A 16,322-nucleotide genomic window follows, 5' to 3' on the forward strand; every position below is an offset into this window, starting at 1 on the left:
GTCTATATAAAACCATCCTCTCCAAAACGGTAAAGAAAACTTGGCAAACCGAGCTTTAGTGAAGGTTGAGCTTTAGTTGCCCTTATACTGAAAAAAGCATTTGTGCTTTCTTACAGTGCAAAGAAAACTTGTATTGTCCCAAGCATTCACCAGGTTGATCTTTAGTCACCCTGAATGGAAAAGGGACTGACCAGATACAGCCAATCCCAATTACATCCCATCACAATGTTTCGATGGCGACACTGCTTCCTTTTCCTGATGGAGCAGCTGGGGTGACGATCAGCTTCCTTGGTAATCGTGCACGTAGTTCAGGTACGTGAGAAATCACTCCAACTGAAACCCTCTGCATTTGTAATCGCTCCAACGCTGAGATCACTGTATCAAGCAAGGACTGATCAAGAGTGCCAAAACCTTCATCCAAGAAGAAGAACTCTAATGGATACTCCCCTTGCAACTGGATTTGGGCAGATAATGAGAGTGCCAGTGCCAGAGATGTCAAGAATGTTTCTCCGCCGGATAATGAAGTGACAGGTCTCCGTACACCACCATTTGCATCATCCCTGATCACAAAACCACCTGATGAATCCACTTCTAACGCATAGCGTTGTCTAGTCAGTTCTCCCAATCTTTGCGAGGCATCCTCTGCTACTTGATTCAGCTGTTCTTCTGCAATGAACTCGACAAAGCTGTTCCCACGGAAAACTGCCTGTAATTTGCCGAGCCTTTCTGATAGCTCCACATTTCTCAATCGTTTCTCCTCTAACATAGCAAATTTCTCAGCTCTGTTTTGCAGATCCGATAGAGCCGTTTCAATCTTCGCTTTTTCAGAAACGGCTTCCTCTTTTTCCTGTTTTGCTTGCCTCAACTCTTCCTGGACCCGCTCCCATTCCTCTATACTGACCTCTTTATTATTCAAAAGGTTGAACAATCTTTTCTGATCATGCTGATGATTCTGTTTTTGTTTATGGTATCGCTTTATTTCCTCTTCCCAGACTTTTTGTTTTTGGGTCGGGACAAGAGCTTCTTTTACCTGTTCCTTAGAGTCGAAAGAGGTTTCCTCTGCTAGTTGATTCCACTTATCTTGTGCCCTCGATAAACGGACTTCGATATTTTGCAGTGTAGATTTTGCTACTTCAAATTCCTGCTCGATCTTCTGTAGTTTTTTACTTTCCATTTCTGCTTGCTGAAGAGCGGTCTGTTCTTTTTGTTTCAACTCATCCAATTGTAGTTGGACGTTCTGATAAAGCTTCTCCGCTTTATCATTCCCACAGATTCCTTCAATCTTTTCATGTAGTTGCTCACATCGTTTTTCCATATTCGATACTTTAGAGGAGAGCTCTGCTACATGAAGCTTAAGTGACTGGTAGTCTTCAACTGCGCTTGTAATCGTACCATCTACGTCGACCAGATAGGTTACACTCCTATCATAGCGTTCATTCAAATCTGTGACCTCTCGTTCGATCTCATCCATCTCTTTTTGTAATCGTTCCAGATGATCGAACTGATAGGATTTGAATGATTCGTTCCAACGCTTTTCCTGCTCAACTGATATTTGATTAAATTCCTTCAGCTTCTCTTCCAACTTGGCAGAATCACGCTTACATGAGTTCAAGTTTGTCGTTTTTTCTAATAGTTTTTTGTCATACTCAGCAAATAATGAGATGAATTTGCTGCGTTTTTCTTTCAGCTCTATTACATCTTGCTTGAAGCCTTTCGTCTCCGTTTTCAGTAGCTTCAAGTAATCATTCAGGTCTTTTATCGATTGGAGTGAGTTCTCGATCGGGTCGAAGGTAGTGGCGGCAATTTCATCTTCACTGAACTCCCCTTTTTTCACATACTCCTGAATCGCTTCAAAAAGGTGCTCTAAATCTTTCTTACTGAAATTGACAGCCTTCTCCTCTTCTTTTAACGATTTGTAAATCAACTCCAGTTCTACAACCATTTCTTTATAATCTTCATCGCCCTCTGCAATTTTACTTACAGGCGCTGGATGTTCCTTTGAACCACAAACAGGACAGGCTTCTCCGGCTCTCAATTCCTCAGCGATTTGTGCTGAAAGCGCATGCAGTTCAATAGTTTTTAGCTTCTGGACCGTGTCTTTCAAGTATAGGTCGATCGAGAGTTCGGCACGTTCAATCACCCGGTCGTGCTCACAAACACGATTGTACAACGTCTCTATATGCTGCAGAAGATAACCGATATTCTGTTTTACATTTTTCTTCTGTTTTTTAAGCATAGAGATTTCATCATTCAATTTCTTTTCCGTCGAAGCAATTTTGGATTGCTCCCTGATCAATTCGTCTTTCGTTTCATTGGCCCGGCTGATTTCTTGTTTAAGAGCAAGTGCATCCCTCAATCGGTTTCGATGTTCGATTGGTATCGTCTTCTTTTTAATGGACGCCTTGATTTCCGCTTGCTTTTCGATTGCTTGCTGTTTTTTTCTTTTTAATTTGATGAGTTTGGTTTCTACAGCTTCAAGTTCTTCTTCCGCTTTCGTCAGTTTCAATTTCTCGTCAGAAAGGGAACGTTTCTCTTTTTCAAACTCGATTTCCATTTGTTTTGCCTGTTTCAATTGTTGAAGATGCTCATACAATACGGGTTCTTTTTCTGTTCGTTCATTTTGGATTTCATGAACCAGATTTTGTGTTTCTTCAACTAGATGCTTCGATTGTTCACTTGAACGGGACAGTTCTTCCTTCTTTCCCTTCCATGTCTGTTGCTCTGTAAGGATCGATTCCAGTTCTTCAACAAAAGGGAACAAAGAATCCGCTTCTTCTGCAAGTTTCAAATTCTTCTCAAGTCCTGCTATTACTGGTGCTTTTTCCTCCAGTTGGGCGAGCTTCCGTTTCACTTCATCCAGTTCTTCCTGCCAACTCCAGATTTGCCTGTAATGCTCGAATTGGACTTCCTTCTTGTCCAAATTAAGGTTTTTCCGTTTCACAGCATCGATCGACTCTTCCAGCTGGTGTTGAAGTTCCTCGACCATTTCCTTTGAAGCATTGCCCAGACCTTGCTGTTCAGCCAAGATCTCTTTTAAATACACGCTGGTTTCTTCCACCCTTGATTTCAGGCGATGATTAAGATGATCCCCATACTTCTCTAAATGAAAGAGACGTTGCAGCATCTGTCTTCGTTCAGTGCCTTTCAATGAAAGGAATTCGGCAAACTTTCCTTGAGGCAACACCACAGCACGTGTGAAGTCTGTGATCGTCAACCCTAGAATGCTTTCAACCTGTGAAGTTACATCCCGTTCTTTATCCGCAAGGACAGCTGTTTCATCGTGTATGATTTCGATCAGACGGCAAGTGCTTGTACGGATTGAGTCATTCTTCCCTTTTTTATAGGTCCGCTCAACCTTATACCGTTTTCCTGTTTGTTGTGTTCCCAATTCGAAGGTGAAGCTGACATGAAGCTGATCCTCCGCATGGTTCATAATTCCTTGTATCGTGTTCGCTGCACGTTCTATCTTCCCGTAAAGAGCAAGTGTGAGCGCATCCAACAAGGAGGACTTTCCACTCCCGGTTGGACCGAAGATTCCGAACACACCTCCTTCACAAAGGGATTGGAAATCGATATCCTGCCTTTCCCGAAAGCTATGTAAACCTGAAACAGAGAGGTGAATAGGTCTCATGGTTATACGCCTCCTTCATTTTCGTGGATGAGCTCCATGAACAGCGTAACTGTCGCTTCATCTGGAGTTCCACCATTTGTCTGTCTTTCATAAAAGCGTTTGAACAGCTCATCAATCGGAAGGTCGGAGGTCCGTTTATCCCTATCCATCCCATTCATCTCTTCGAATACCGGTCTGATGTGGATGAAGCCTTTATGTGCGTTCCTGAGATGGTGGATTTGTTCCATACTTAATGTATCTTTCAAATGGACTTCTAAATCAATCCAAGCATTGGTGTCCTTTTTTTCATCGAGCCAACGATGGACCTGTGCAAGCCCATCTTCTGCTTTCCAACGAACCAGGGGCTTCCCGCACGATAAATGGAGTTCCTCCATGTTTGGTTCTGAGCCTGGTGCAATATCAAGAATCGTGACCGATTTCGATTGCCCAGCTTCAGAAAAGCTGTAACATAGCGGTGAACCAGAATACCTGGCCAGACTGCTTGTACGATGGATCGATTGTGGACGATGCAAATGCCCTAGGGCGATATACTGGGCTTTGGAGGGGAGAGCATTGGCCGATACCGTGTAGGCCCCACCGACCTGGATCGGCCTTTCCGATTCGCTCTCACGACCACCAGCCACATAAATATGGCTCATTGCAATATTTACACTGGATGCATCAAAATTACAGCAAAGTTCCTCAAACAATTTTTCGATACGGATATCATAGGCATTCCGTAATGCCTCTTCATCAAAGGATTCCGTCAAAATCTCTTTCAACCTGGATTCTGATGGATATGGGAGACCAGCAAGCTTCAATCGTTCGCCAGTCGATTCGATCCCAAAGCTAATCGGTTGAATGGTCGGGTATCCTAAAATACTGATTCCATGGAGGGCCGCAAGTGGTCCAGATGCACTCAACCGATCCGGATTATCATGGTTCCCTGCAATGATGATGACTTTACACTTTTGATTTTTCGTCAATTTTGCCATAGATTCATAAAATAATTGTTCTGCCGCCGCCGGGGGATTGACCGTGTCAAACACATCACCAGCCATCAAGACGACATCCACCTTCTGGTCTTCAACAATACCACATAATTCTTCAAGAAATTGTTCCTGCTCAGAAAGACGGTCCCTTCCCTCAAGTGTCCTTCCAAGATGCCAGTCAGCAGTATGAAGTAGTCTCATAGATTCCCCCTAACATGGCAGACTCAATAGATGTCCACCATCAAAAAAGTATAAAAATTTCTCTTTACAAGGTTTTTTCCAAATTTGTTCTAACGCTTTCGAATAAAGATCAAGCTGTACGGTGTAACGCCTTTCGAGCACTGGACGTGCATGTTCAAAGTCCTCGAAACGATTTCTGATGGCATCCGTTTTATAATCCAGCAAAACGAATCCATCCTCTTCTTCAATTACACAGTCGATCACACCTTGGACCAGAACATGTTCATCAAGGGAACCGTCCCAATCCGAATAGACGTCCCGTGCCGGCAATGCAAGACTGAACGGAACCTCGCGATGGATCGTTGAACAGTGTTGGATCCGTGCCCCCAGTTCTGTTTTGAAAAACTGTTCAATCGACTTGATATCGATAACCTCTGCTTGTTCCTGTGTCATCAGTTCACTGTTGACAAGCTTTGCTACTGTCTCTACAATGGTTTCCTCCGATATGGTCTCGGAAGGTTTCATCACATGCTGCATCACGAGATGCATCGCTGTCCCACGTTCAGCAGCATTCAATGATTTTTCCTGCATGAAGTTCGGGCGTTCACCAATCAGGTTACGGTATTCTCTGACGAACGATGTGTCTCCATATTCATCCCTTGTTTCCATGCCCCTTTTCAATTCTGTAACCGATTGTTTCGACATGTGTCTCCTGGATAATCGGTATGGGTAACACCAGGAGAGAGATCCCGCCACTTCACTTTCTTCATCCGTGCTTACCGGGACCCATGCCTTGATCTTTTCCAACTGATCACTCTTATCGGCTTCTCTTTCATCATCTATTACGGCAATATCACGTGATTGGAAGATTGCCAGCTCCCATTTATGTTGGGTCTGGCTGACACTCTCATCAATCACATTTCCACTTCCCACCCTGTTTCGTAACAATTCCATGCTCGGATGGCGGATGACGGCAGGACCGATCCAATCCAAATAAGATTTAGCCGATGCCCTCTCGAAGTCAGGTAATAACCAGCCTTTCCGCGATACCATGTGTTCCCATTGTTTCACTTGTTTATCGAGCTCCCGGACTGATCCGACAAGGATCAGTTTTTCCTGGGCACGGGTCAGGGCCACATAGAGGATCCGCATCTCTTCAGCCACCATCTCCATCCGGAGGCGTTTCTGGATAGCAAGCTGAGGCAGAGTCGGGTAACTGATCCGATACTTCGGGTTCATGAATTTCGCACCAAAGCCGATCTCCTTATGTAGGAGGAAACCGCCTCTCAAATCCATCTCATTAAAACGCTTGTTCAAATTCGAGAGGAATACGACCGGGAATTCCAATCCTTTACTTTTGTGTATCGTCATGATCCGGACGACATCTTCCTGCTCCCCGAGTGCTCTAGCTGTACCTAGATCCTTCCCTTGATCCCGCATCCGTTCTATGAATCTAAGGAAACGGAATAGACCACGGAAGGACGTGTTTTCATACTGTCTTGCACGATCATATAAAGCTCTCAAGTTCGCCTGGCGCTGCTGTCCACCTGGCATTCCACCGACGTAATCGTAATATCCTGTTTCCCGGTAAACCTGCCAGATTAGATCGGACAAATCACCTTGGCGGGCTTTCGTACGCCAATTCTGCAGTTTTTTATAGAATAGGTTGACCTTCTGGTAAGTATCAGAGGACTCTGCATGTTTTAAAAAGGCAAGGACCGCTTCATAATAGGATCCTTTCTTATCAGCAATCCGTACTTTCGCTAGTTCCTCCCCGCTTAATGCGATGATCGGAGAACGGAGTACTGATGCTAACGGAATATCCTGGTATGGATTATCGATGACTTGAAGAAGTGCAAGCATGACCGAAACTTCAACTGCTTCAAAATATCCTGTCGACAGGTCTGCATATGCAGGGATCCCTTGCTTTTTGAATTCCTCTTGAAGGACAGGGGCAGTCGTCGAAGTCGACCGTAACAAGATCACGATATCCCTGTATTCAATCGGTCGAAATTGCTTCAATTTCCCATCGTATACCTGGTAAGGCTCTCGGTCCTCATTATGCCCGATCAACCGTTTGATCCTACCCGCCATCCAGCGTGCTTCCAATTGGATTGATTCGAGGCTCTCAATATCTTCGTCCTCACCGTCCTCTTCACTCCTGTCGATCAGTACCAATTCTGTCGCAGCCTGCTCATTTTCAGGATAATCAGCACCTAACCGTAATTTCGCCGCCTCATCATACTCGATTTCCCCGACTGTTTCATTCATGATCTGTTTGAAGAGGAAATTGGTACTGTCGATAACATTTCTGCGGCTCCGGAAATTACGCGATAAGTCGATCCGTATACCTTCTCCAGGTTCTGATTCATAATAGCGCTTATACTTATTTAGAAACAAAGTCGGTTCAGCCAGACGGAATCGATAAATGCTTTGCTTCACGTCTCCGACCATGAATAGATTCGATCCCTCTTTTTGTTCCTTCGTGACCAGCTGGACGATCGACTCTTGCACAAGATTGGTATCTTGATATTCATCGACGAGAACCTCGATGAACTTTTGCCGGTATTCCTGTGCAGCTTGAGAAGGAATTAACCGTTCTCCTGAAGATTCTTCACTTGACAGGACCTCAAGGCAAAAATGCTCCAGATCCGAAAAATCGACAAGACCTTTTTCTTTCTTTGCAGATTGAAAACGATATGAAAAGCTTTTTACAAGCTTGATCAACGTATGCATCACCGGGGAAAGTTCCCTGATATGGTTGATAAACGATTCCGGAGCCCGGCCAAACAGTTCCTCTTGAAGGCTTTCCACCTGTTTTTTGACACGATTCCGAATCGCTTTGACTCGTTCTATCAAAGCTTCGTCATATTCATCACCTTTACATGGTTTTAAGCGTGAAAAAGAAGAGGTGGCCTGGAATGTTTCATATACCTTTTCCCAGGATTCAGTACCTGCCTTGATAAGGTCCATGATCATCTGCTCATCATTCACTAAAGTATCGTAATAAGGAGCAGGTCCTGCAGGAAGGAGAGCCCATTGTTTTGCCTGCCCGATTAATTCGATCATGCCCCTAAGCTGTAATTGGACGTCCTGGATCAATTCATTTGTCCAGGAAAGTTCTTCAATTGTCTCAATATTTTCACTCATCGAATACTTTTCCACCATTTGATCCAACCATTGATCCGGCCAGGGATAACTACGGGAAAAGTTATAGAGACGGATGATCATGTTCTGAATTTCATCATCAGCACGGTCGTTACTGAAACAGTCAACCAGATCGAAAAACGGCTCGTTATCTTCCAAGCCATACTCCTCTTCCAAAAGCTCTTCAAGAACTTCCTGACGGATCAATTCTGCCTCCGTTTCATCCGCGACCCTGAAATTCGGATCCAAATCCAGCTGGTAATAATACTTTCGTAAAACTTCGATACAAAATGAATGGAGTGTAGAAATCGATGCTCTGTTCAACAGGGTCAGCTGCCGTCGTAAATGAAGGGATCCGGGTCTTTCCTTTAATGCCTTTTCAAGTGCAAGTCCGATCCGTTTCCTCATTTCAGCTGCGGCAGCATTCGTGAATGTCACGATCAATAATCGATCGACGTCCACACCCTCCTGATCCGTCAGCCTGCGGATGATCCGTTCCACGAGTACTGCTGTTTTTCCAGAACCTGCAGCTGCAGCAACAAGGATGTCTTCTCCCCTTGCCGTAATGGCCTGCCACTGTTCATCCGTCCACTGTGCCCCCTCAGGCTTTGGAATCACTTCACGCATCCTGACTTCCCCCTTTCCTACGTATTTGATCAAATAATTCATCGTCTTTCATATTTTTCAAGAATCGATAATTGTTCTCTTCTAAAGAGTGATCGAACTGACAGACAGAACGGAACGAGCAAAACGTACATGGTGTGCGTTTTTGCATTTCATAAGGCGCTATATCAATGTTTCCGTTCGTGATATCCGTACCGATCGAACCGATCATCGAACGGACATAGGACCGCACTTCATTGAATTGATCTCTATTCATAAGTGAGGAGCCTTTTCGGAAACTGCCATCTTTTTTCGTAGCGACGGGGATAATCTCCGAATGCCCGTCAATGCCTTCATCCATCAGCTGGACAACCTCTTCATCTTCAAGCACATAGCCTTTCATCTTGAACTTCTTGAACAGTTCTTTTTCAATCTCATCAAGGGTCAATAGCTTTTTCGATGAGTGGACAGGGTCGTGCACATGGAAATACAGCACACCTGCTGGATCAGCGGACTTTCCTAGCCATCGGTCAGAATGGGTGATCACAACATCCAGATAGGTGAGCATCTGTAATGCTATACCGTAGTATACTTCCGATAAATTCAACCCTCTTTGGCTTGATTTATAATCAATGACCCGAAGGAACAAGCCATCATTATTTGTGGCTGCATCGACGCGATCGATCCGACCGATGACTTCCATCGTCGTACCGTTCGCCAACGTATATTTAAGCGGTGGAATTGCATCTGATTTCCCAAATCCAAGTTCAAGTCCGACAGGCGAAAATCCACTTGCCTTTGCTTGCTGGCTGAGCACATAGGAGGCTCGTCCGACGACGTTTTTCAGTTTCCGTTTGATATATTGATAGCGGTTCGAGCTTAACAGGATCTGGCTCTGCAAACGGGGAGCAAGTTTTTCGACCATTTCTCCTGCGATCCGATAACAGTCTGCAGCAGAGAGTTCTCGCCAATCAATCCCGTGCTGTTGGAGGAAATCTGCAACTTCTTTCAATGCTGCATGGAACAGCTGGCCAATATCCGGCGCCTCAAGTCTGAACATCTGCCTTTCTTCAAGTTTCAGCCCATAACTCGCAAAATGGGAGAACGGACAGGATTGATGTTTCTCCATTCTTGAAACACTTGCTTTCAATTGGTCGCCGTATAATTCTTTACTGGTTTCTCGTTTAAGCTTGTCCGTTTTATTTTGGTAAAAGAGACTGTGAATCGTCCGTTTCGCCTTGCTGCTCCACTCGTTGCTCTGGACAAACCAATTGTAGACATGCCACCAATCCTCCCCAATCGGGTATCCCTTCTGCCACTGCCGCAATTGTACAGTCAGGAATGACAGGGTCCTGCCAGGACGAACAATGAACCGGGAATCCGATTCTTCGCTTTCGCCCGGCTCTTGCATCAATAGCCGTTCAGATTGCTCGGGCAGCAATTCCCTCAGTTGATTGATGAGAATCGACGGAACTAGTGATTTCCCTTCTTCATCCGCTAACGGGTAGGATACATATAACCAATCCGATGCACTCGATAAAGCCATGTAGATAAGAAAGTTTTCATCGAGTAGATTTTCCCTTGCTGTCGGAGCCATCTCTGCTCCTATTGCAGCCAAAGTCTCACGGTCATCCTCTGAAAGGATTCCATCCTCAGAAGGTTTAGCTGGCAAAACACCATCGTTCACCCCGATGATGAAGGTGCATTTTACCTGGTAAAACCTCGACCTGTCTAGGCTTCCGATCAATACTTGGTCCATCGCCGGTGGCACGAGGGCAAACCGCATCGATTCAAGACCTGTATCCAGCATCTTGCTGAACAGATCCAAACTCAATTTTTCATTTCCGACAATTTCAACCATTTGTTCCAGTAAATCGATGACCGCATTCCAAACTTGATCATGCTCTCTCGCATGGGCCAAATCGCCATCTTCTTCAGCTTGATGTCGCCATTCCTCCAGCTTTGCCGGCACCTGCAGATACTCGAGATAAAGGAACAATGCCTCACATAACCCTTTTCCATCCTTAGCTTCTTTCAGATCACGCTCCAATCGTGATAGCGGATCAGCCACCTTCTGTCTAGCATCATTGATCAGACGCTGCTTGGTCAGTTCTTCATCTGTCTGGCTTCCAAAACTGAAATCCAGTGACCGGAACTTACGGTAGATCCAATCTTCATTGCTCGTCCATTTCTTTTTCCCGTGGATTCCGTGAGCCAGAACGTAGTTTTCCAACAGGTCGACCTGTTCACGGAATTGCTGGGTCGAGCTATCCTGATCCATCAGCAGATCCGTTTTCACACAACGGAAAACAGCGTCATACCGCCAATTTTGAAGGATGATATCGAGACTTGAACGGATACATTCGATTAATGGATGATGAAGCATTGAACGCTTCTGATCCAGGAAATAAGGAATCTCGTAATCTTCAAATAACGTATCCAATAAATCGGAATAGGAGGAAGCATCACGGACCAATACCGCAATATCCCGGTACCGATAACCCTTTTTCTGGACAAGCTCCTGAATATCCCTAGCCATTCCTTCGATTTCTGCCCGTCTGTTCACTGCACCACTGATCCGGACATTATGTTCTTCTCCGTTAAAAGGGACAACAGGCCGTTCGTGGAAGTAGTTTTCCAGGTGCCTGATAGACGGAGATCCCTCAAATCGCGGTTTCTGCCCGAGACGGTGTACCTTTTCGATTTCGACTCCCTCTTCCTCAGCTATGCTTTTCAGCTTTTGGTAGGTTAAGGTCGTCATCCTGAACAAGTCCAGGTCTGACGGAGGATAATCCCTTGATTCATCCAATGTCAATGTGATCATCATACGGTCCGCTTTTTTCAACAAAGCACGGAGCGCACCGAGTTCTTGCGGTGTATAACTATGAAAACCATCAACCCAAACATCGCAGCCATCGAAGAACGACGACTCCGGTATCCGCTCTTCAAACAAACGCAAATAATCCTCTGAATCCACATATTTATCGGCTAGCAACTCATCCAATTGATTGTATATGATATGTAAGTCATGGAGTTTATCCTTCAATAAAGTACGATCGTCATTTTCGCTCAAGAGCTTCCGTTCAAGATCTTCAAGGTCTCCCGCCCCAAAACAATAACGTTTGAACTCTGTTATCATTTCTTCTAATAGCTCATAGAAACCGCTTTGTTCAGATGATTTATGAAAAAGAATCAATTGATCTTTCTGCTTTTCAACGACTTTCCGCAAAAGCATGTTCATCCCTGTCGAATTCAGGTGATATCGGGTCAGCCCTCCGACTTCCTGGAGGACTTTCAATGCTAGGCGGGAAAAACTAAACACCTGTGCACGAATCATTCCGCCTAGTCCAGGTGTTTTAACCAGCTCATATTCCATTTGGAAGGTCATTTGATCAGGTACAAGCATGACGAGTGGTTTCCCTCTCGGATTGTTATGTAAATGTTTTCTGATTTCATCTAAACAGACTGTCGTCTTACCACTACCAGACCTTCCGATCAAAAATCGGACAGACATGTATATTTCTCCTTTCCGAATCCTAAAATCGTACTTCCTATTATCTCACGTTTTCAATCGCTTTTGTAGGTTTTAACGTTTACCTGGAACACGGCTATCTAAATGTCGGTTTTATGCTCTTTCCATTCGTGATCCAGGAATAATCTCTGGAGTGTGAGCTCTGCCTGGTTACGGAGATGAAAATTGGAATATTTGATGACCTCATGGTAGCCGCGGACGATGATGTTATACTCTGACGTATCCTCGTAACGGCGGTGGAAAGAGACTTTGACGTTTTTCGCTTTCATCTCTTTACGGATTTGATGCAGTTCAAGAGAAATTTCCTTCATTCTGTTTTCAATCCAGAGGATATATGGCTGGGTGAATTTCAATGGCGCACGTTGGAAGATTTGCATGTCCCGATTAAGGATCGTCAATAACATCGGGTACAGGATGAAACGATCGATAAGCAGGCTTTCTTCTTTTGTCGCATACATCGAGCCTATGCCCCTCCTTATCCTGCGTTGTCATTTCTGTTATTACGTAATGGGAGCATCCGAGCAGATAGGACCTGACCGATACTGAAGGTCCGTGTCTCCCTTCTTAAGGAGCAATATCCAGTCATCGTCGTTTCTGTAAGCGACGTGATCCAGACCACACGTTGTGTAATATAACCATCGTTAGACAGATAAACGATTTCAATCGGCTTATTCTGTTCAAAAGATCTATCTAACATCCTTCTCATACTCAACCCTCCATTTTATATCATTATATGCGAACATAAGTTCTATATGCAACTGTTTCTGAATGAGAAAGTTTTCCAGAAACTGATGGTGTTGGACAGCGGTTCTCGTAAAACTAAGGACCAAAAAACTCTCGCTGAGTACCTTACACCCTGTTTTTCGCTTCGTAAGGTACTCAAAAACCCTTGCCGAGTACCTTACACCCTGTTTTTTGCTTCATAAGGTACTCAGAAATCCTCGTTGAGTACCTTACACCCTGTTTTTCGCTTCGTAAGGTACTCAAAAACCCTCGCTGAGTACCTTACACCCTGTTTTTCGCTTCATAAGGTACTCAAAACCTTCGCTGAGTACCTTACACCCTGTTTTTCGCTTCGTAAGGTACTCAAAAACCTTCGCTGAGTACCTTACACCCTGTTTTTGGCTTCGTAAGGTACTCAGAAACACTTGCTGAGTACCTTACACCCTGTTTTTCACTTCGTAAGGTACTCAAAAACCTTCGCTGAGTACCTTACACCCTGTTTTTCGCTTCATAAGGTACTCAGAAACTCTCGCTGAGTACCTTACACCCTGTTTTCCGCTTCATAGGTACTCAAAAACCCTCGCTGAGTACCTCAAAATCAGTTTTCATCTTATTGGGTGATTCTTGAAATGTCTTTGGGTTTCTCTACTAAACGGCTTCATGAAACCCGGACTCGAAAGCCGGAATAACGAAAGGACTGGCACCATGCCAGTCCTCGCCTATTCAACCCAACTGTGTTCTTTTTTCTTTTGCAGCTTCATAATTGCCGATATAGCTTTTCAACTGCTGATCTTCCAGCCAGTACGTCCGATCCATCAGTTTATTCAAAAAGTACCTGTCATGCGATACGACAAGGATCGTCCCTTTGAAACCTTCCAGTGCCTCTTCCAGGGCTTCCCGTGATTCTATATCAAGATGGTTTGTCGGCTCATCCAGCAATAACAGGTTATAGTTCTCAGACATCATTTGTGCCAATCGTAACCGTGTCCGTTCACCACCACTTAAATTATCCACCTTTTGAAATACGTCTTTTCCGAAGAACAAAAACCGGCTCAGGCGATATCGGGCCTCTCCTTCCTCGACCTTAGCGATATCCCGATATGCATCCAGCACAGTCCAGTTTTCGTAGCCTGTCAGTCCTTTTTGAGAAAGATAACCGACCTTCACCGATGCACCGATCCGGACATCACCTCCATCAGCAGGAACTTCACCTAATATCAAACGGAGAAGGGTCGATTTGCCGACCCCATTCTTACCAATGATAGCGGCTCTTTCCTGATACTGTACCAGCATATTCAAATTGGTAAACAAAATTCGGTCTTCCATCTTTTTCGTTACCTTTTCGAATATGATTACATCCTTGCCGCTGCGTTTAGCAGTGGTGAATTCCAGGGATGCTGTCTTCCGTTTGAGCTTCGGACGTTCGATCTTGTTCATGCGTTCCAATGCCCGTTCCATGTTGCGGGCGCGTTTATGCATATTCGGATTATCAGCACGGATCGCCCAATCCCGCATCCGTTTGATCGCTTCCTTCATCTTTTGGATTTTCTTCTGTTGATCCTGATAAGTCTGGAATTCAAGCAACAGGCGTTTTTCTTTTTCTTTTATGAAGGTCGAATAATTCCCTTTGTATTCTTCAATGCCTCCTGAATCGATTTCCATCGTCTTTGTCACGACTGCATCAAGGAAATAACGGTCATGCGAGATGATGACAACCGCACCATCATAGTTCTTGATATACTCCTCCAACCAGTCGAGTGCCTCCATATCGAGATGGTTCGTCGGTTCATCAAGTAATAGCAAATTTGGTTCTTCAAGCAGGATTGCAGCTAGTCCGACTTTCGTTTGTTCACCTCCACTCAAAGATTGGAACGGATGATCACTTAGATGTTCGAGTCCGAGGCCATGCAATACCCCTTTGATTTTCGATTCAACGGCATAACCATTCACTTCTTCCAAGCGATCCTGAAGCTTACTGAATTTCTTGAAATGCTTGTCAAGGTCAGCTTGCTCTTCAGGATCTGCCATTTTTTCAGTGACCTGTTTCAATTGTTGTTCGATTTCATAAACCTCGTGGAAGGATTGCTTCAATACCTCTGCCACCATCAAGTTCCCCGCAATATCTGGTATTTGGTCAAGCATACCGGTCGTGAGTTCTTTCTTGTACGAAATATTGCCTTTATCTACATGCTCTATTCCAGCTATGCATTTCATCAATGTTGATTTTCCTGCACCATTAGGACCAATCAGTGCAATACGTTCATTCTCATGAATTTGTAAAGATATATTTTCAAAAATCCAAGTACCTGCATACATTTTAGCTATATGATTTACTGATGTTACGATCATGAAATTAGTCTCCTTTACGATGAAAGTCAAATTATCATCTAATACTCAACTTTATATTTCATTAGCCTGATATGACCTTACGATTCATTTTCAAGATTTTTAGACAACAAAAAACCATGAGCAAGCTGACCTGCCCATGGTATCCGTTCATTATAAGGATGAAAGGGGTAAGGTTTTGCTTACGTTTTGATCGATTCCGCATCTGGAAAAATGGACATACTTCTCCCGTCAAACGCAAATTTATGCGTAATAGAACGGACTTCGACTGTCAACCAATCCAAAATGCGCAACAATCCTGTAAGCATTCCTTACACCCCCTAATTTCAATAGTAATAATTTTATATTACCGTAAAAATTCCAGTTCAGCAAGCCTGTTCATGCCGTTTTGTGCCACATCGTCCAGCGCCCGATATCTTTGAAGCCTAAACGCTTGTAAATTGAGCCTGCCGCCGGATTATCGTAAAACAGACACAAAGTCTTCCCCTCTTTCAAGACGTCTTCACAAAGTGCACTCAAACATCTGGAAGCAAGACCTTTATTACGGAAGCCCGTGTCAGTACAGACACCTACAACCATCGCTGACATCGAGTTTTCTGCAGTCGTGGAAACACTTGTAATTGCAGTATCTCCTTCTTTAATGAAATATGTACGTCCTGTTTTCGATTGAATCGAATGGAGCATACTTTCCCGTGAAGCGATAGAACTTGAGAACTCTTCAATTCTTTCACGCAATGAAAATATCGCTTCCACATCTTCCTCTCCAGCAATACGTATATCCTCCCGTTCAAGTTCAAGTCCTAATACGTCCCCATTGGTCATTTCCGCAAAATACATCCCTTTTTTCTTATTCGAGGAGATATAAGGTGCGAATTGATCAATTATGTCCTCTTTTCCTGATAAGATTTGGAAGTTTTCGTCCGAAGTAATGATGTTCGCGAATCCCTCCACGTCGAATGGGCCTTTAGCGTATGGGATGAAATTACCTTTATAGCGAAGTAGGATGGCAATCATATGGCCTTTATCATCCCATTCACCCCAAACTTGCTGAAAATCTGCGTCATAACCGAAGTTTTCGATATCTCCGATGATGAACAGGTTCAAAGCACGTTCTTCACTTAAATATCCCATGACTTGTTCGTGATCATTTGCTGTTAGTTTTCTAATCAAGTTGATCCCCTCCCCGAAA

General features: G+C 44.2%; 9 protein-coding genes. All 9 read right to left on the bottom strand.

Annotated features, from left to right (window positions below):
* Window positions 1-220: 220 nt before the first annotated feature.
* The gene (locus L1611_RS05935; RefSeq protein WP_236312187.1) at window positions 221-3,631 is read right to left on the bottom strand and encodes an AAA family ATPase; all 3,411 of its coding nucleotides are present in this window, start codon (window positions 3,629-3,631) and stop codon (window positions 221-223) included.
* A 2-nt stretch (window positions 3,632-3,633) separates the two neighbouring features.
* Entirely contained in the window at window positions 3,634-4,803 is a 1,170-nt protein-coding gene (locus L1611_RS05940; protein WP_236312188.1) for an exonuclease SbcCD subunit D, read from the bottom strand.
* Window positions 4,804-4,812: 9 nt separating this feature from the next.
* On the bottom strand, window positions 4,813-8,556 hold the full coding sequence (gene addA / locus L1611_RS05945) for a helicase-exonuclease AddAB subunit AddA (RefSeq protein ID WP_236312189.1): 3,744 nt from the start codon (window positions 8,554-8,556) through the stop codon (window positions 4,813-4,815).
* The gene (addB, locus tag L1611_RS05950; protein WP_236312190.1) at window positions 8,549-12,046 is read right to left on the bottom strand and encodes a helicase-exonuclease AddAB subunit AddB; all 3,498 of its coding nucleotides are present in this window, start codon (window positions 12,044-12,046) and stop codon (window positions 8,549-8,551) included. The genes addA and addB overlap by 8 nt, the downstream gene beginning before the upstream one ends.
* A 98-nt stretch (window positions 12,047-12,144) precedes the next feature.
* Complete coding sequence (locus L1611_RS05955) at window positions 12,145-12,522, bottom strand: YhjD family protein (RefSeq protein WP_236312191.1); 378 nt, start codon at window positions 12,520-12,522, stop codon at window positions 12,145-12,147.
* Window positions 12,523-12,539: 17 nt separating this feature from the next.
* Window positions 12,540-12,770, bottom strand: coding sequence for a hypothetical protein (locus L1611_RS05960; protein WP_236312192.1), 231 nt, complete (start codon window positions 12,768-12,770; stop codon window positions 12,540-12,542).
* 740 nt (window positions 12,771-13,510) lie between these two features.
* Complete coding sequence (gene abc-f, locus L1611_RS05965; protein ID WP_236312193.1) at window positions 13,511-15,136, bottom strand: ribosomal protection-like ABC-F family protein; 1,626 nt, start codon at window positions 15,134-15,136, stop codon at window positions 13,511-13,513.
* 179 nt (window positions 15,137-15,315) lie between these two features.
* Entirely contained in the window at window positions 15,316-15,441 is a 126-nt protein-coding gene (locus L1611_RS20635) for a hypothetical protein (RefSeq protein ID WP_265738374.1), read from the bottom strand.
* A 70-nt stretch (window positions 15,442-15,511) separates the two neighbouring features.
* On the bottom strand, window positions 15,512-16,303 hold the full coding sequence (locus L1611_RS05970) for a GNAT family N-acetyltransferase (protein WP_236312194.1): 792 nt from the start codon (window positions 16,301-16,303) through the stop codon (window positions 15,512-15,514).
* Window positions 16,304-16,322: the final 19 nt, after the last annotated feature.

Source organism: Pseudalkalibacillus salsuginis (assembly GCF_021646685.1).
Taxonomy (GTDB): domain Bacteria; phylum Bacillota; class Bacilli; order Bacillales; family Fictibacillaceae; genus Pseudalkalibacillus; species Pseudalkalibacillus salsuginis.